Genomic DNA, 17,803 nt, shown 5'->3' on the forward strand with positions numbered 1-17,803 from the left:
CCTAAATACAGATAACATTAACCGTTATGACAGATATTAAAAACGAAGAAGCAGGCGAAAAGAAAAGCTTGAACTTTATTGAACAGGCAGTAGAGAAAGACTTGAAAGAAGGTAAAAATGGTGGAAAAGTGCAGACACGCTTCCCGCCCGAACCTAACGGTTACCTTCACATCGGCCATGCCAAAGCTATTTGCCTTGATTTCGGCATCGCTGAAAAACACGGCGGTGTATGTAACCTTCGTTTCGACGACACAAACCCGACCAAGGAAGATGTGGAATATGTAGAAGCTATCAAAGAAGACATTCAATGGTTGGGATACCAGTGGGGAAACGAATATTACGCTTCCGACTACTTCCAACAATTATGGGACTTCGCTATCCGCCTGATTCAGGAGGGAAAAGCATATATTGACGAACAAAGCTCCGAACTGATCGCACAGCAAAAAGGTACTCCTACCCAACCAGGTGTGGAAAGCCCTTACCGCAACCGTCCTATCGAAGAAAGCCTCGAACTTTTTAAGAAAATGAATAGCGGCGAGATTGAAGAAGGCGCTATGGTGCTCCGTGCCAAGATTGACATGGCCAACCCGAATATGCACTTCCGCGATCCGATTATTTATCGTGTAGTGAAACACCCGCACCACCGTACAGGCACTATCTGGAAGGCTTATCCGATGTATGACTTCGCTCACGGACAGAGTGACTTCTTCGAAGGAGTGACTCACTCTCTGTGTACACTCGAATTTGTGGTACACCGTCCTCTTTACGACCTCTTCATCGACTGGCTGAAAGAAGGAAAAGACCTGAACGACAACCGTCCCCGTCAGACTGAATTCAACAAACTGAACCTAAGCTACACCCTGATGAGCAAGCGTAACCTCCTCACGCTGGTGAAAGAAGGATTGGTGAACGGATGGGACGACCCTCGTATGCCGACTATCTGCGGTTTCCGCCGTCGCGGTTATTCACCGGAGTCTATTCATAAATTTATTGATAAAATCGGATATACCACATACGATGCCCTGAATGACATCGCCCTGTTGGAAAGCTCCGTTCGGGATGACCTGAACAGCCGTGCCATCCGTGTATCGGCAGTGATCAACCCGGTTAAACTGATCATCACCAACTATCCGGAAGGACAGGTTGAAGAATTGGAAGCAATCAACAACCCGGAAGATCCGGAAGCTGGAAGTCACCTGATCGAATTCAGCCGCGAACTGTGGATGGAACGCGAAGACTTCATGGAAGACGCTCCCAAGAAATACTTCCGCATGACACCGGGACAGGAAGTACGCCTCAAAAATGCTTATATCGTAAAATGCACCGGTTGCAAGAAAGACGAAAACGGCGTAATAACAGAGGTATATTGCGAATATGACGCAAATACCCGTAGCGGTATGCCGGATGCAAACCGTAAGGTGAAAGGCACGCTCCATTGGGTAAGCTGCAATCACTGCCTGCAAGCAGAAGTACGTTTGTACGACCGCCTGTGGAAGGTGGAAAACCCACGCGACGAACTGGCTGCCATCCGCGAAGCAAAAAATTGCGAAGCATTGGAAGCCATGAAAGAAATTATCAATCCGAACTCATTGAAAGTTCTGCCCAACTGCTACATAGAGAAGTTCGCAGCTACCCTGCCTACCCTCTCCTACCTGCAGTTCCAACGGATCGGTTACTTTAATATCGACAAAGAATCAACCCCGGAAAAACTGATTTTCAACCGTACAGTAGGACTGAAAGACACATGGGGGAAGATCAATAAATAACTAAGCTTTCAAGCTTAACTTTATAATGGGGCTGTGTCAAAAGGATGATTATAAAACTTTTGCAACAGCCCCATCTTAGCAATTAAAAAATTAAAATAAAAATGGGTAGAAAAAATTCACCATCAGCCAAAAAAGAACTAGCCACACTAATCACAAACTACGAAGAAGCAAAAGCAGAAAACCGACAACTTTATCTGGATGCTGACCAACTGGCCGACATCGCTGACTGGTATGCCTCCGAACGAAAATTTGAAGAAGCACAAGAAGTGATCACTTACGGACTTAAAATACATCCGGGAAATACAGATTTGCTCATCGAACAAGCTTATCTTTACCTGGACACCCAAAAACTGCAAAAAGCAAAGAAAGTAGCAGATTCAATCAACGAAGATTTTGACTCGGAAGTGAAACTGCTGAAAGCCGAACTATTGCTGAATGGAGGAAAACTGGAAGAAGCCCAATGGTTACTAAGTACGATAGCGGATGCCGACGAACTGGAAACAATCATTGATGTCGTATTTCTCTATCTGGACATGGGATACCCGGACGCAGCCAAAGAATGGCTCGACCGAGGTAAATCGCGTTATGCCGAAGATGAAGAATATATGGCCCTCACAGCCGATTATCTGGCATCGACCCACCAAGTAGAATCAGCCATCATCTATTACAACAAACTCATCGACAAATCCCCTTTCAACCCTTCCTACTGGATGGGACTGGTGAAATGTTACTTTGTACAGGAACAGATAGACAAAGCCATCGAAGCCTGTGATTTTGCATTGGCAGCCGACGATCAGTATGGAGAAGCCTACGCTTATAAAGCGCATTGTTTTTTCTATCTGAACAATTCGGATGATGCCATCGAGAATTACCAAAAAGCGATCGAGCTTAAATCCATCCCCCCCGAACTGGGTTATATGTTTATGGGAATATCCTACGGCAATAAAGAAGAATGGCAGAAAGCCGATGACTATTACGACAAAGTAATCGCACGTTTTGAAGAAGACGGAGACAGACAGTCTGTTCTATTAATAGACACATATACCAGCAAAGCCTTCGCCCTGTCTCATCTGGAAAGATATGAAGAAGCACATCAGCTCTGCGAGAAAGCCAAAGAGATAAACCCGACTGAAGGATTGATTTATCTGACAGAGGGAAAACTATACCTGGCAGAAGAACTGGAAGATGAAGCAGCCTTGTCTTTCGAAAAAGCGATAGAGATTAACTCTAACATAGAAATGTGGTATATGATCGCCTCTGCTTATTCGGAAAGTGACTATCTGATAGAAGCCAAAGAATACTTTGAAAAAGTACACCAGATGAATCCGAAATACGAAGATGTGACGGAGAAATTGAGTGTACTTTGCCTCATGCACGGTGAAATCGACAACTTCTTTAAATACAACAAAGAATGTGAGCATCCACTGGAAGAAGATATGATTCTGGATCTGTTAAATAGTCCCGAACATAGGGAGGAAGATGAAAGAACTCTCAAAGAAGTGTGGGAACGCATGAAAAAAGAGAATAAGAAAAAGAAGAAAGGAAAAAAATAAATCAAAATAATAAATTCTATCCTCAAAAAACATGGAATCAGTAGCAGAACTTCTTAAATGGGTATTAGAAAACTTGAACTATTGGGTAGTCACCATTTTTATGGCTATCGAAAGTTCTTTTATTCCCTTCCCCTCGGAAGCCGTAGTGCCACCTGCCGCATGGAAAGCTATGGCAGACGACAGTATGAATATCTTTCTCGTGGTCCTATTTGCCACCATAGGAGCCGATATCGGTGCATTAGTAAATTATTACCTGGCACGTTGGCTGGGTCGTCCTATTGTCTATAAATTCGCCAACAGCCGTTTAGGGCACATGTGCCTTATTGACGAGGAAAAAGTACACCATGCAGAAGAATATTTCAGAAAGCACGGCGCAGCCTCCACTTTCTTTGGCCGTCTCATTCCGGCTGTACGCCAACTTATCAGTATTCCCGCAGGATTAGCCGGCATGAAATTAGGACCTTTCCTACTTTACACCACTCTAGGCGCTGCGATATGGAACAGTGTATTGGCTCTACTCGGATACCTGATCTACCGGTTTACAGACCTCAAAACCACTAATGACGTCTATGTAATGGCAACCACATACAGCCACGAAATCGGCTATGTCATTATAGCAGTGGTGGTGTTAGTCATCGGGTTCCTAGCTTATAAGGGACTGAAGAAGAAAAAATAAGTATTAGGTATTAAGTACCTGCCACCAATTAATTCTTATTTTTTAGGCACGGATTACACGGATGAACGCGTTTGCTTTACAGCAATGACAACATTAAAGACCATGTAATCCGTGCCTAAATCATTATATAAACTTAAAAATTGAACTGAACACCCACTCCCAAGATCTCTTTAAATTGCACACGAGATCCTTTGGTGCCATCCTTTTGTACAATCTTCACATCATCGTCATACATCAGGTTAGTAGTGAGCGTGGTTGAAAACCATTTATTGATAATCATATTTATTTGCACTTCCCAGTTCACATCTATGTTCAATGGCTTGTGCAGATAATCGGAATATAGATCCAAACGCGAATATACCGTCATATTCTTCAAAAATTCATACTTAGCTTCTCCTTTCAAGTTAGCGCCGAAACTGGATAACAGGTGTTTGCCCGGATCCACTCCATAAGCTCCTTCGTCCGAGAGACGGTCATTGAGAACAAATGTTCCGCGCCACGCAGCAGGAGACAGTACAACGGTAAATATCTTACCCGGATCATAGGTAAATCCCAAACCGGTAGTCAAATAAGCGGGAGCCATAAATTCGGAGATAGCAACATCCTTATTGACAGAATAGTCATATCCGGGAGAGAACTGCGTCTGGAAAGTGGCGAATGCGCTGGCATACCAACTTTTGGCAATAGCATAGCCATAATTCGTATTCAAATAAATTTTATCATTAGCCTTCCTGGTTCCGTCGTCACCGGTCTTATTCAATCCATAAGCCAGTTCGATACGATTATTCCACAGATGTTTTCCTTTTTTATAATTAATCTGATAAGTGCCCTGCAAGTCAAAAGCGACAGAGTTATCACCTCCGGCAGCCCAGTTGGTCAGGCTCACCTGTGTCAGTTTCAGTCCGGCAAATCCTTCTTTTGTCCAGGGAGAAGTTTGTGTACTATCGGCAGTTTGAGCCGACAAGGTTCCAGCACCCATACATAGCAGGGTGATGAATAGAGTTTTCATCTTGTTCATGACAGTTGAGGTTTAGTGTAGAAAAAACACAACCTAACAAGAACGGAGCCTTGGCAGTTTACCAAGTCTTTTTACCAGTTCCCATTAGGTCAAAATCTTTAAATAAATATTAGGTTATACGTATTAAGTATTAACCGTAGTCGTTTATTAGCTGCCATTAATACTTAATACCCTATGCTTAAATTACTTTACAGCTGCCAAAGCCTTATCATAGTCAGGCTCCTGGGTGATTTCAGGAACAAGTTCCGTATAAGCAATCTTGCCATCCTTACCAATCACAATTACCGCACGAGCCAAAAGTCCTGCCAACGGACCGTCTGCCATACGCACTCCATAGCTTTCGTCGAAATCAGAGAAGCGGAAATCAGACAATGGAATTACATTTTCAATACCTTCTGTAGTACAGAAACGACCGTGCGCAAAAGGAAGATCCTTAGAGATAGCCAATACTACCGTATCTTTCAGTCCGGCAGCCATCTTATTAAACTTACGTACAGAAGTTGCACATACGCTGGTATCCAGGCTGGGGAAAATATTTAAAATCACATTTTTACCATTCAAATCTTTCAGAGAGAAAGAAGATAAATCTGTTTTTACCAGCTCGAAATCAGGAGCTACCTTACCAACTTGTATAAATTCACCGATTAGTTTCACCGGTTGTCCTTTGAAATTTGTTGTTGCCATAATGCATCTATATTTAAATTTTACTTTATATAGGAAACAACTATTCCCCCAAATATGTTCACGGAAAACCTTTTCTAAATTCAATTTGTTATTCCACAACGAAATCATCTTAGTATTCAATTTAAAATATAAAATGTATGGAAACAGTATTCAATGAGATTCAACATTCAGTAAAAAATTGGTGGACTTCTCTTCTTTTGGGAATCGTGTATATCATTGTAGCCCTTTGGCTCATGTTCTCACCCGTGAGCACCTATGTAGCTTTAAGTATCATTTTCAGCGTATCGATGTTGATAAGCGGTATTTTGGAAATCATCTTCGCTTTTAGCAACCGGAAAGGTGTCCCGAGTTGGGGATGGTATATCGTAGGCGGACTGATCGACCTTGTTCTGGGTATCTACCTGATTGCCTACCCAATGGTCAGCATGGAAGTCATTCCCTTTATCATAGCCTTCTGGCTTATGTTCCGCGGCTTCTCCTCCACCGGCTATTCCATCGACTTGAAACGTTACGGAACCCGCGATTGGGGCTGGTACATGGCTTTCGGTATCCTTGCCATTCTGTGTTCTCTTTTAATATTATGGCAACCTGCCATAGGAGCACTCTACGCAGTCTACATGATTTCTTTTACTTTCCTCATTATCGGGCTTTTCCGTGTCATGCTTTCATTTGAACTAAAAAATCTGCATAAAAGAAAATAAAAATCTTTCGGCACTTACTTTGGTATTTTGTTTATCTTTGTAGGCAATTTACATGAATCAATTAATTAAAAAGGAAGAAAATTATGGCAATGCATACATGGTTTGAGTGCAAAATCCGTTATGAGAAAGTAATGGAAAACGGAATGCAGAAGAAAGTAACTGAACCTTATCTTGTTGATGCACTCAGCTTTACAGAAGCAGAAGCACGGATTATCGAAGAAATGACTCCGTTTATCTCCGGAGAATTTACCGTTTCGGACATCAAACGTGCCAACTATAGCGAACTATTCCCCAGTGATGAAGAAAGTGCCGACCGCTGGTTCAAATGCAAACTTATTTTTATCACGCTCGATGAAAAAAGCGGTGCGGAAAAAAAGACTTCCACTCAAGTATTGGTACAAGCTGCCGACTTGCGTGATGCAGTGAAAAAGCTGGATGAAGGAATGAAAGGAACCATGGCAGATTATCAGATCGGTATGGTATCCGAAACTCCGCTCATGGATGTATATCCTTACAGCGCCGAACCGAATGACAAACCGGAGTTTGATCCGTCAAAAGCATAAGTAACAATGAGTATTGCTGACAATTTAAAGCAAGTACTGGCCGAACTCCCTCAAGGGGTCCGGCTGGTTGCTGTCTCAAAATTCCATCCCAATGAAGCGATAGAAGAAGCATATCAGGCGGGACAGCGAATTTTTGGAGAAAGCAAAGTGCAGGAAATGACAGCTAAATACGAAAGTTTGCCAAAAGATATCGAATGGCATTTTATCGGGCACCTGCAAACGAATAAAATCAAATACATGATACCATACGTAGCGATGATTCATGGAATTGATAGTTATAAACTGCTGGCCGAAGTCAACAAACAAGCAGTCAAGGCCGGACGTACTGTGAACTGCCTGTTGCAGATTCACGTTGCGCAGGAAGAAACCAAATTTGGTTTCAGTCCCGAAGAATGTAAAGAGATGCTGAATGCCGGAGAATGGAAAGAGTTGGCTCATGTGCGCATCTGCGGATTAATGGGTATGGCCAGCAACACCGATCGAATCGAACAAATCAACCGGGAGTTTTGTTCACTAAACAGACTCTTTAACGAGATAAAAACAACTTGGTTCACACACTCTGATACTTTCTGCGAACTATCAATGGGAATGTCACATGACTATCACGAAGCCATTGCCGCAGGAAGTACGCTGGTACGAGTAGGAAGCAAGATTTTCGGAGAAAGAAATTACTGATTAAGTATTAAAAAACATATTGCTATGACCGATTTAAAAACTACTTTCGCAGGGCTTTCTCTTAGAAACCCTATCATCATCAGTAGCTCAGGGCTGACCAATAGTGCCGGAAAAAACAAAAAATTGGCCGAAGATGGCGCCGGTGCTATCGTTCTGAAATCACTGTTTGAGGAACAGATCATGCTGGAAGCAGATCAACTGAAAGACCCGGCTTTCTATCCGGAAGCCAGTGACTATCTGGAAGAATATATCCGTGAGCATAAGTTGTCCGAATACCTGACTTTGATAAAAGAAAGCAAAAAGGTATGCCCCATTCCCATCATTGCCAGCATCAACTGCTACACTGACTCCGAATGGATCGACTTTGCAAAGCAAATTGAAGAAGCCGGCGCCGATGCATTGGAAGTCAATATCCTCGCCTTACAATCAGAAGTGCAATATACATACGGTTCATTCGAACAACGCCACATCGACATTCTCCGCCACATCAAGCAGACGGTTAACATTCCCGTTATCATGAAGCTGGGCGATAACCTGACCAATCCTGTGGTATTAATCGATCAGTTGTATGCCAACGGTGCAGCCGCAGTTGTTCTCTTCAACCGGTTCTATCAGCCGGATATCAACATCGAAAAGATGGAGCATATTTCAGGAGAAATATTCAGTAATGCTTCCGACCTCGCCACTCCGCTCCGCTGGATCGGAATTGCGTCCGCAGTAGTAGACAAGATCGACTATGCGGCTTCCGGTGGTATTGCCAACGCAGAATCAGTAGTGAAAGCAATCCTTGCCGGTGCTTCAGCCGTAGAAGTATGTAGTGCAGTCTATCTGAATACAAACGCATTCATCGGAGAAGCCAATCGCTTCCTCTCTGCATGGATGGAACGCAAAGGATTCGAAAATATAGCTCAATTCAAAGGCAAACTGAATATCAAAGACATTAAAGGCGTCAATACATTCGAACGTACACAATTCCTTAAATATTTCGGAAAAAAAGAATAATAAGGAAAAGCAAGAAGTAAAAATCAGGCACGGATTACACGGATTACGCGGTTTAAGATAATTGGAGAAACCGTAAAATCCGTGTAATCCGTGCCAAATTTATTTTTTCATCATTATAGCAGGTTACTTGCCAACTCACTCAATTCACTTCGTTCACCTTTCAGCAGATTAACGTGTGCAAAGATATTCTGATCTTTCATACGATCAATCATATATACCAGACCATTGGACTGACTGTCCAGATAAGGTTGGTCAATCTGTTGGATATCTCCCGTAAACACCATTTTCGTACCTTCGCCCGCACGGGTGATGATTGTCTTTATTTCATTCGGCGTCAGGTTCTGCGCTTCATCAATGATGCAATACATCTCGCTCAAACTACGTCCCCTGATAAAGGCCAAAGCTTCAATCACCAGCTGTTCGCTTTTCTGCATATCTTCTATCCGCTTCACTTCAGTAGAGTTTGCTGCAAACTGACGCTTTATCACGTTCAGATTATCAAATAATGGCTGCATATAAGGAGCTACTTTCTCTTGTGCATCTCCCGGAAGGAAACCGATGTCTTTGTTAGAAAGCGCTACAACAGGACGTGCCAGCAAAATCTGTTTGTAGTCGGTCAGTTTACCCAACGCGGCAGCCAAAGCCAGCAATGTCTTACCTGTTCCCGCTTTTCCTGTCAGAGCCACCAGTTTGATATTCGGATCATTCAAAATTTCAAAAGCAAAACTCTGTTCCGCATTCCGGGGTTCGATTCCATAGTTCTTCCCTTTCATCACACGGATAATAGAATGGGTAAAAGGATTGTAGCGTGCCAATACACTGTTCCTATCACTCTTCAACACAAAACATTCATTGGGATGAATCAAATCCTTAAAGTCGAATTCACTCAAGTCAATACCTTCTTTAGAAGAATAAATGCGGTCGATCAATGCAGGATCTACATTTTCAAAAATCTCATTGGATTTCTCGAACACATCTACATTCACCACCTTATCCGTAATATAATCTTCGCAAAGCAGACCGATTGAACGAGCTTTCATACGTAGATTCACATCCTTGGTCACTAAGATAGACTTCATTTTCGGATACTTGTCGGTCAGATATTCGGTTGCCGCCAGAATCAGATGGTCAGGTTTCTTTATTGGAAACGATTCCCAAACTTTGGTAGCCGGCACATTGCTTGTCACGACAAACAGGCGTCCTAATCCTTCGCCAAGTTTCACCCCGTCGGAGAAAAGCTCGTCGCTAGTCAATACATCCAATTCGCGTACGAACTCACGAGCATTGAAGTTAATCTGTTCGTTTCCTTTTTTGAACTTATCCAGTTCTTCGAGTACAACAAGAGGGAGGTAAATATCATTTTCCTGAAAATTCTTCAAGCAATTGTAGTCGTGAAGAATAACATTTGTGTCTAACACAAAATTTTTCTTAGTTCCCATGATTTCTTAGATTTAAATGTTGATATTTGCAATCTCATTCGGCAATCCCCGCATTTACGGTTAGATTGACGGTTCTAAAGATAAACAAATTAACGGGCAATAAAGATTGCCCGAAGTTAAATATTATAAAACATGGACTATCAGAACACTTTAAAGTACTTATATGAGAGTGCGCCAATGTTTCAACAAATAGGAAGCAAAGCATATAAGCCAGGTTTAGAGACCACTCATAAATTAGACGAACATTTCGGGCATCCTCATCAACAATTCAAAACGATACATATCGCCGGAACCAATGGAAAAGGGTCCTGCTCACATACTATCGCAGCCGTATTACAGTCCGCCGGGTACCGGGTAGGCTTATTCACTTCCCCCCATTTGGTCGACTTCCGCGAACGTATCCGCATCAATGGAGAAATGATGCCGGAAGAATATGTAGTCAACTTCGTAGAAGAGCACCGCTCATTCTTCGAACCGCTCCATCCTTCGTTTTTTGAACTGACCACTGCCATGGCGTTCCGCTATTTTGCGGACCAAAAAGTAGACGTAGCCGTTATCGAAGTAGGAATGGGCGGACGCTTGGATTGCACCAACATCATTCACCCCGATTTATGTGTCATCACTAATATCAGTTTTGACCACATGCAATATCTAGGAAATACCCTGACAAAAATAGCCAAAGAAAAGGCAGGCATTATAAAAGAAGGAGTTCCGGTAGTCATTGGCAGAGCTAAAGGCAGCGTGAAACGTGTGTTCACCATGAAAGCCAAAGAAATGAATGCGCCTATCAACTATGCAGAATCCATTCTCCCGTACAATCCTACCGACTGGCTTCCCTATCCGGAAATGCAGGCATTAAGAAAACGTCTGGATAATGTCCTGCAAGACTTGATAAAAGAGACTCACCAATCATCTGAAAGCGCACAGGAATCTAAAGAAATATTGCTTTTCCTGCATCCGGCAGACAGCATTAAAGCATTAGACAAAATACTCGACAAGAGAAAAGATGCTATCCGAATTGTCAATGAAATGTTTCCTGCAGGTCTTTTTATGGAATTAAGCGGTCTCTGTCAACATGAAAATATCCTCACCATCCTGTCTGCTCTTGATGAGCTGACAAAAATAGGTTATCGTATCTGTCCTCAGGATTATCTCAATGGTTTTGCCGATGTATGCAAACTCACCGGTCTGATGGGACGCTGGCAGAAAGTGCACAGCTATCCGGATATCATCTGCGACACGGGACATAATGTGGATGGAATCAAATATGTCTGCGGGCATCTTGATTTCCTTCATCAGAAATTCAACCAGAAGCTGCACATCGTATTCGGCATGGTGAACGATAAAGATATCAGCAGTGTCTTGCAAGAGTTACCGAAAGATGCCACCTATTATTTTACCAAAGCAAGCGTGAAACGCGCACTCCCGGAAAATGAGCTATTGGCACTAGCCCAAAAAGCTGGCTTGAAAGGTACCACCTACCCCACTGTCGTAGAGGCCGTGCAGGCAGCAAAAAAGAACTGCCCCCAAAAAGATCTGATCTTTGTAGGAGGCAGCAGTTTTATTGTCGCAGATTTGTTAGCGAACCGCGATACACTCAATCTCCACTAACGCATCCTTGGGCAGAGCTTTTACGGCAACCGCCGAACGTGCCGGAAAGGCTCCGTCAAAATACGTGGCATATACACCATTCATCCCTGCAAACAGGGACATATCCTGAAGAAATACAGTAGTTTTGACAATGTTTCCCATTGTCAATCCTGCTTCTTCTAGAATGTGTTTGATATTCTCCAACGACTGGCGAGCCTGTCCTTCTATCCCTTCAGCCATCTGTCCCGTAGCGGCATCAATAGGCAACTGACCGGACACAAATACCATACCATTGGCTTCTATCGCCTGACTATAAGGGCCGATAGCCCCCGGAGCTTTCTCACTGCTAATTACTTTTTTCATATCTATTTCTTTTTTTGTTTTACTAGATTTCAAAGATAAAAATAAATTCCGAATAAGATTGACAGAACAGGTCATCTATTCCTTATCCTTCGAAATTTTGAACCCAAGTTTCATAATCAATTTCAAGGTTTCCACTGAAGAATTTCTGTCGTACACCTTTTCTTCTTCAGGCAATTCTTCATACGGAACCAAACACGGATGCTGTTTCAATGCATCATCCCGCTTTTTTCCATACGTCCAACCTTGTTCTATTCTGGTCCTCGACCAGACTTCATGAACATTCTTAGCCATCTCTTCTACCAAGTATTCCAACTCCTTCGGGAGTTGGATATCTCCTGTATCCACCGGATTGGGAATATACTTTTTCATCTTACAAATCATTATTTATATGTTAACGGAACAATTTCCAATCTATCTTTTTGCCACAATGACTGCAATATATTTGATCCATTCTTCATCAGATGATAGTAGAGTTCACCAATACATTCATCGTAATCAAATATCAGCCTGATTACATTGATAAACAACGGACGATATTTTATGTTGAAAAAACAATCGGTATTTTTTTCATCCCGATGGATCAATCCGTTGATTATTTCCCGATCTGTCATATAGTTAATCTATTTTTAGTCTAAAACTTAACTCTACGACACACTGGTCGTAAGGAACTGTTTCCGGATATTTGCTTCTTACGTAGATGTTCACATTTACTTAAGTTATTAAATAACGTCTCTGAAGCAAGGGCACAAACATGAGGATTATTAAGTCTACAAATTTATATAAAATATTGAATACCAGACAGGTTAATAACAAAAAAAACTCCTGCAAAACGAAATTCGCAGGAGGCTCTATCATTTCAGCTTTTAATCAGATTATTCAGCTTTTTCTTTATCTTCTTCCACAGGCGCTTCCGCAGGTGCAGGAGCAGCTTCTACCGGCTTTTCAACCTTTACATCTTCTCTTGAAACATTCACAGTCACGTTTACAGAAGCAGGCTGTGCCTGATACGGCATACGGTTTTTCGGATCTGCCCCGTAAGGATTAGGACCTACCGTGCCATCTGCAAACAGCATGTACAATGCGAAAATCCAACCAACGATAGGAACACAGCACAACAAAATCAGCCAACCGGATTTGTTTAAGTCGTGCAGACGTTTCACACCCTGTGCCAAAGAGAACCAGATAGATGCAATCATAGCAGCAAGACCAATCAATAAACCAAATACTGATCCCCCGGCCGATCCGCTGGCAGCACCCAAAATAAATGTACCTACCCCAAGTGCCCATGCAATACTAGAAACTACACCACCGATAATGCCTGACAAAAAATACTCGATTCTACGAATACGACCGTCAAATGAAAAAGGAGCTTTGAACATAATTTATTAAGTTTTTATGAATAAATAAGTGAGTTTTTATCCGCGCTTCTCAATATGAAAGCAAAGATATAAAAAAATTAAATAAAGAAAGAAATCGGGCAAAAAAATTGAAAAAATGCCCTATTTCCTGTATAAATCACAATTTCACCCCATCCCATTGCATCACTACCACCCACTCTTTCGGTTGGCAAATCCCATGAAAACGGTGCGGAACCGTAGCAACCACCAAATCGCAATTGGAAGCTAATACGGTTCTTAACTCCTTCAGCAACATATCCATCTGGATGATTAAATGAAGATACTCCGTCATACACCGGATCACACGCACATACTGATAAATACACATATCCTCTCCCCGTCTTATCTCCCCCAGTGTTTTGGGAGAGATAGCAAGTTCGCTGATAAAAAAGCTATTACTAAAAATACGATCCGTTCCCATTAAAGCCAATACCAAATTGCTCAAAAACTCATATGGTTCCTGTTTTTCTTTTGCCATGTCATTCTACTATTAATAATTTATAATATTTCAGTTTTTATTTGCTTTATCAAGTACTATCCACATAGGGAAGCAACCCTATTTTTAATATCCCGACCTTTGTTCCCGTTATCTGATAGTCAGGTAACTCAATCTTACAAAAAACAATTTTATATGAAAGCCTTAGAAGAAATCAAAGTCTCGGTTTACGAGAACGTGTATTCAAAAAAGCCCAAAGTCATGTCTTTCCTTGAAGTCATCATTATGTGTATTCACCCGGTCTATGCCTCTATCGTAAACGCTATCCGCCGATACTATGCAGAAGGAGACCATGCCGCGGCACAGAAGTTGAAGAGCCAACTCCCCTGTTTCACTCCGGCAGGAACTTTTGACGGAGCACATGCCATCAAAAACTTCCTCCTCCCCAGTCATATTATCGGGCTCGACTACGATCATGTAAAAGATCGTCTTCAAGTCATCCAACGTTGTGCGGCAGATCCCCATACGGTAGCGGCCATAGAAAGTCCTACCGACGGAGTGAAAGTTTTCGCCTATGTGGAAGGTATCGAAAACCGCCATCGTGAAGGGCAGCAATTAGTGAGCCGTTACTACAATCAATTGTTGGGATTGGAGAGTGATCCGGCCTGCAAGGACGAAAGTCGCCTATGTTATTTCAGTTATTCGCCCAATGGATATGTTGCCGGTCTTTATCAGGCATTTGTGTTGGAACCACATCTAAAAGAGGAAGCAAACGCTTTCTCTGAAAATAAAGTGCTTCCTCCCTTTCCTCTTCAGGATAATACCCCGGAAAACGTGTCTGAAGCAGAAATCGCCCAATTTATTTCGTCCTATATTTTCCTCCATCCCCTGACCGCCGGACAACGTCATTCCAACGTCTTTAAACTTGCCTGCGAAGCCTCCCGCCGACACTATCCGCAAGAAAGCATATTACGTGAACTTACTGCATTTTTCGAGCATACAGATTTTCGTCCCGAAGAATTGACAAGTGTTTTATCATCTGGATACAAGCAAGTTAACGAGCACGCACCTGCTTCCTCTACAGCCACCTCTTCTTCCTTTCAAAAGGACATAAGGACAAAAATCCCCTATGGTACTTTAGAAAACTCCGATAGCACCGAAGAAGCCTATTGGCTGGGAGAAGAATTCAGGAAAGGAACACCTTTATTCCCTCGCGATTTGTACAATAATCTTCCCGATCTACTGAATGACTGTATCATTGAAGACGCAAGCGACCGCGAACAAGACATCTCCCTCCTTTCCGATCTTACCGCACTAAGTGCGGCACTTCCACAAACTTTCGGAATTTATAACCACAAAAAATATTCCCCCCATTTGTTCTGTGTCATATTTTCTTCTGCCGGCAGCGGTAAAAGCATTGCCCAAACCGGACGCTATCTATTGGAAGAAATACAGACTGAAATACTGTCTACCAGTGAATCCATGTTAAAAAACTACCATACAGCGCACAATACCTGGCAAGCAGAATGTCAGCGGAAAAGGAAAAAAGGAGAAACGTGTTCCGAAGAGCCTCAAAGACCTCCTTTTAAAATGTTATTCATTCCCGCCACTACCAGTTACACCCGTATGCAAATTCAGATGCAGGACAACGGTTCGCAAGGAAGTATCATTTTCGATACGGAAGCCCAAACGCTCTCCACGGCCAATCACCTGGATTGTGGTAACTTCGATGATATGCTCCGCAAAGCTTTTGAGCACGAAAACATTGATTCTTCCTATAAAGCCAACGGTATCATCCCAATCTATATCCGTTATCCCAAATTAGCTTTGCTTCTAACGGGCACTCCCGGACAGATAGACTGTTTGTTAAACAGTTACGGGAACGGACTTCCCAGCCGTATTCTGGCTTACACTTTCCGTGAAGCTCCCCACTGGAAAGAGATGGGTGATGATTGTATTTCATTGGAAGACTCTTTCAAGCCGATTGCCCATCGTGTCTACGAACTATATAATTTCTGCCTGGCGCATCCTGTTTTATTTCATTTCACCCGTCCGCAATGGAACCGTCTGAATGAGATTTTCTCACGTATGCTGTCCGAGGTAGCGATGGAGGGCAATGATGACCTTCAAGCCGTAGTGAAGCGCTATGCTTTTCTGGTGATGCGTATCAGCATGATTCAGACCCGCATCCGGCAATTTGAGGCAACCGATCTCTCCTCCGAAATTTATTGTATAGATGCCGATTTCGAGCGATCTCTTCAAATCGTTCTATGTTGTTACGAACACAGCCGTCTGTTACACTCATCCATGCCGGCTCCTGCAGTCCGTCCTCTGAAGAATCCGGACATTATTCGCAATTTCGTCAATGAGTTGCCTGACAGCTTCACTACAGATGAAGCAATTCAGATTGGCGCAAAATACGATTTCAACCTTCGTAAGGTTACACGTCTTCTAAAATCACTTAATGGAATAAAAATCAGCAAGGTATCTCATGGTTCTTATACTAAGATGAATAAATAACAGTCATAGGTGTCTTTTTGTCCTTTTGTCCTTTTGGAGAATCGGAAAAACATCGGGAGATTTGAAAAAAACATCTCAATAATTGAAATCAAACATTGGGAAGTTTCGATACAAATCTCCCAATGTTTTTTCTTTTTATCTATGCGCCCGTGTACGTCACTATGCGTCATGTCACTTTTCCAATGTATTACTTTTGTCATGTAATCGATTACAAGACAATTAAAAATTAGAAATTAAAAATTAAAAGTTTATGGCACAGAATTACACTCTCATGGCTCGCAAGAACCTGTTGAAACCTGATGAAACTCCGAAGTACTATGCAGTGGCGCGTAGCGGTCGCAAAGTAACGGTCAAGGAAGTCTGCAAACGAATTACCGAACGTTCTTCTTACTCCAAAGGAGAATTGGAAGGTTGTATCGGTGAGTTCCTGCTCGAAATCGTCAATGTACTGGAGGAAGGAAACATCGTGCAGATGGGTGACCTGGGCAATTTCCGTATGAGTATCAAGACGGGTACTCCTACTGATACGGTAAAAGAATTCAAGGCATCGTGTATCGATAAGGGCAAAGTGCTTTTTTATCCGGGAAGTGATCTTCGCAAACTGTGTAAGACGCTGGATTATACATTGTATAAGAGTGATTCTTCCGCAGATTCGGATAAAGATCCACTTCCTGATGATGGTGAGGACAATCAAGGAGGATCCGGTAGCGGAGAAGCTCCGGACCCGGCAGCATAATCACCCGGTTGTTGATTGGTTCTTGAGTTTATAGTTTATAATGCATGAGTATCTATTCTTTAATTTAAATTCGTATGAAAAAGCAACTTTGGAAAAACATTCTCCAGTTTATCGTGACTATCGCGACTTCTATCATCTCGGCTATCGGTGTAACGTCCTGTGTGGGACATTAATCTCCTGCTGACCGATATGGAAAATTCAGAAGAAAGCTATCTCCCACGTGAGATTAAGTTGTTGGTGATTCATTGCAGCGCAACGCGCTGCAATGTTCCCTTCACCGTAGAGCAGCTTCGCCAATGTCATCTGCAACGAGGTTTCAAGGATATAGGTTATCATTTTTACATCACTCGTAATGGGGAAGTTCACCATTGCCGGCCGGTAGCGGAATCGGGTGCGCATGTAAGAGGATTCAACCGGCACAGTATTGGAATCTGCTATGAAGGTGGACTGGATGAAGAAGGCCGTCCGGCAGATACGAGAACACAGGCGCAGCGTTTTGCGTTGCTTGACTTGTTAACGATTCTCAAACATCAATATCCAGAAGCGCAAATCATGGGACATTATCAACTTAGTGCTTCGATTCATAAAGCTTGTCCCTGTTTTGACAGTAAGCATCCGATAAAGTACCCGTTTTCTCTGTCATATTTTCATAGCACCTTTGCCTGTGCAATATTGCATGAACTT

General features: G+C 42.5%; 19 protein-coding genes and 1 pseudogene. 12 read left to right on the top strand and 8 right to left on the bottom strand.

What is annotated here, in order from left to right; translation table 11 throughout:
* Positions 1 to 26: 26 nt before the first annotated feature.
* The 3 genes from I2I04_RS21910 (at position 27) to I2I04_RS21920 (ending at position 3,995) form a co-directional block, all read left to right on the top strand.
* Positions 27 to 1,766 carry a glutamine--tRNA ligase/YqeY domain fusion protein gene (locus tag I2I04_RS21910; protein ID WP_195655867.1) on the top strand — a complete coding sequence of 580 codons (1,740 nt, stop codon included), beginning with the start codon at positions 27 to 29 and terminating at the stop codon, positions 1,764 to 1,766.
* A 101-nt stretch (positions 1,767 to 1,867) separates the two neighbouring features.
* Complete coding sequence (locus I2I04_RS21915) at positions 1,868 to 3,319, top strand: tetratricopeptide repeat protein (protein ID WP_143260590.1); 1,452 nt, start codon at positions 1,868 to 1,870, stop codon at positions 3,317 to 3,319.
* Between the two features lie 31 nt (positions 3,320 to 3,350).
* Positions 3,351 to 3,995, top strand: a complete 645-nt coding sequence (locus I2I04_RS21920) for a DedA family protein (RefSeq protein ID WP_143260591.1) — start codon at positions 3,351 to 3,353, stop codon at positions 3,993 to 3,995.
* Positions 3,996 to 4,128: 133 nt separating this feature from the next.
* Here the strand turns inward: I2I04_RS21920 and I2I04_RS21925 are convergent, their stop codons facing one another.
* Complete coding sequence (locus tag I2I04_RS21925) at positions 4,129 to 5,013, bottom strand: DUF3078 domain-containing protein (protein WP_004317613.1); 885 nt, start codon at positions 5,011 to 5,013, stop codon at positions 4,129 to 4,131.
* Between the two features lie 183 nt (positions 5,014 to 5,196).
* Positions 5,197 to 5,697, bottom strand: coding sequence for a thiol peroxidase (gene tpx / locus I2I04_RS21930; RefSeq protein WP_143260592.1), 501 nt, complete (start codon positions 5,695 to 5,697; stop codon positions 5,197 to 5,199).
* Positions 5,698 to 5,834: 137 nt separating this feature from the next.
* On the opposite strand from tpx, the gene I2I04_RS21935 reads away from it, so the two are divergent.
* The 4 genes from I2I04_RS21935 (at position 5,835) to I2I04_RS21950 (ending at position 8,638) form a co-directional block, all read left to right on the top strand.
* On the top strand, positions 5,835 to 6,398 hold the full coding sequence (locus tag I2I04_RS21935) for an HdeD family acid-resistance protein (protein ID WP_004317609.1): 564 nt from the start codon (positions 5,835 to 5,837) through the stop codon (positions 6,396 to 6,398).
* Positions 6,399 to 6,481: 83 nt separating this feature from the next.
* Entirely contained in the window at positions 6,482 to 6,961 is a 480-nt protein-coding gene (locus I2I04_RS21940) for a DUF4494 domain-containing protein (RefSeq protein ID WP_004296648.1), read from the top strand.
* Positions 6,962 to 6,967: 6 nt separating this feature from the next.
* The gene (locus tag I2I04_RS21945; RefSeq protein ID WP_143260593.1) at positions 6,968 to 7,636 is read left to right on the top strand and encodes a YggS family pyridoxal phosphate-dependent enzyme; all 669 of its coding nucleotides are present in this window, start codon (positions 6,968 to 6,970) and stop codon (positions 7,634 to 7,636) included.
* Positions 7,637 to 7,660: 24 nt separating this feature from the next.
* Positions 7,661 to 8,638, top strand: coding sequence for a dihydroorotate dehydrogenase-like protein (locus I2I04_RS21950; protein ID WP_143260594.1), 978 nt, complete (start codon positions 7,661 to 7,663; stop codon positions 8,636 to 8,638).
* A 113-nt stretch (positions 8,639 to 8,751) separates the two neighbouring features.
* On the opposite strand, the gene I2I04_RS21955 is transcribed toward I2I04_RS21950, so the two are convergent.
* Positions 8,752 to 10,077 carry a PhoH family protein gene (locus tag I2I04_RS21955; RefSeq protein ID WP_143260595.1) on the bottom strand — a complete coding sequence of 442 codons (1,326 nt, stop codon included), beginning with the start codon at positions 10,075 to 10,077 and terminating at the stop codon, positions 8,752 to 8,754.
* Positions 10,078 to 10,209: 132 nt separating this feature from the next.
* Here I2I04_RS21955 and I2I04_RS21960 point away from each other — a divergent pair, with 132 nt between their 5' ends.
* Complete coding sequence (locus tag I2I04_RS21960; protein WP_143260597.1) at positions 10,210 to 11,688, top strand: bifunctional folylpolyglutamate synthase/dihydrofolate synthase; 1,479 nt, start codon at positions 10,210 to 10,212, stop codon at positions 11,686 to 11,688.
* Here I2I04_RS21960 and I2I04_RS21965 read toward each other — a convergent pair.
* The 5 genes from I2I04_RS21965 to I2I04_RS21985 all read right to left on the bottom strand — a co-directional run bounded on the left by I2I04_RS21965 (position 11,656) and on the right by I2I04_RS21985 (position 13,905).
* Entirely contained in the window at positions 11,656 to 12,030 is a 375-nt protein-coding gene (locus I2I04_RS21965; RefSeq protein WP_143260599.1) for a RidA family protein, read from the bottom strand. The genes I2I04_RS21960 and I2I04_RS21965 overlap by 33 nt on opposite strands.
* A gap of 75 nt (positions 12,031 to 12,105) precedes the next feature.
* Entirely contained in the window at positions 12,106 to 12,399 is a 294-nt protein-coding gene (locus I2I04_RS21970; protein WP_185911505.1) for a RyR domain-containing protein, read from the bottom strand.
* A gap of 11 nt (positions 12,400 to 12,410) precedes the next feature.
* A complete protein-coding gene (locus I2I04_RS21975; RefSeq protein WP_223225954.1) occupies positions 12,411 to 12,641 on the bottom strand; it encodes a hypothetical protein in 231 nt (76 codons plus the stop codon).
* 261 nt (positions 12,642 to 12,902) lie between these two features.
* Entirely contained in the window at positions 12,903 to 13,409 is a 507-nt protein-coding gene (locus I2I04_RS21980) for a DUF805 domain-containing protein (protein ID WP_143260603.1), read from the bottom strand.
* Positions 13,410 to 13,545: 136 nt separating this feature from the next.
* Positions 13,546 to 13,905: a hypothetical protein gene (locus tag I2I04_RS21985; protein ID WP_143260605.1), complete on the bottom strand. Its 360-nt coding sequence runs from the start codon at positions 13,903 to 13,905 to the stop codon at positions 13,546 to 13,548.
* Between the two features lie 153 nt (positions 13,906 to 14,058).
* On the opposite strand from I2I04_RS21985, the gene I2I04_RS21990 reads away from it, so the two are divergent.
* The 4 genes and pseudogenes from I2I04_RS21990 to I2I04_RS22005 all read left to right on the top strand — a co-directional run.
* A complete protein-coding gene (locus I2I04_RS21990; RefSeq protein ID WP_195655868.1) occupies positions 14,059 to 16,383 on the top strand; it encodes a DUF3987 domain-containing protein in 2,325 nt (774 codons plus the stop codon).
* Between the two features lie 250 nt (positions 16,384 to 16,633).
* Positions 16,634 to 17,119 carry an HU family DNA-binding protein gene (locus tag I2I04_RS21995; protein WP_143260611.1) on the top strand — a complete coding sequence of 162 codons (486 nt, stop codon included), beginning with the start codon at positions 16,634 to 16,636 and terminating at the stop codon, positions 17,117 to 17,119.
* A gap of 74 nt (positions 17,120 to 17,193) precedes the next feature.
* Positions 17,194 to 17,292 (top strand): smalltalk protein, encoded by a 99-nt coding sequence (locus I2I04_RS22000; RefSeq protein WP_004303901.1) that lies wholly within the window; start codon positions 17,194 to 17,196, stop codon positions 17,290 to 17,292.
* 16 nt (positions 17,293 to 17,308) lie between these two features.
* A pseudogene (locus I2I04_RS22005) lies at positions 17,309 to 17,731 on the top strand (N-acetylmuramoyl-L-alanine amidase); the annotation flags it as partial.
* Positions 17,732 to 17,803: the final 72 nt, after the last annotated feature.

The organism is Bacteroides sp. 1001136B_160425_E2, assembly GCF_015559655.1.
GTDB lineage: Bacteria > Bacteroidota > Bacteroidia > Bacteroidales > Bacteroidaceae > Bacteroides > Bacteroides luhongzhouii.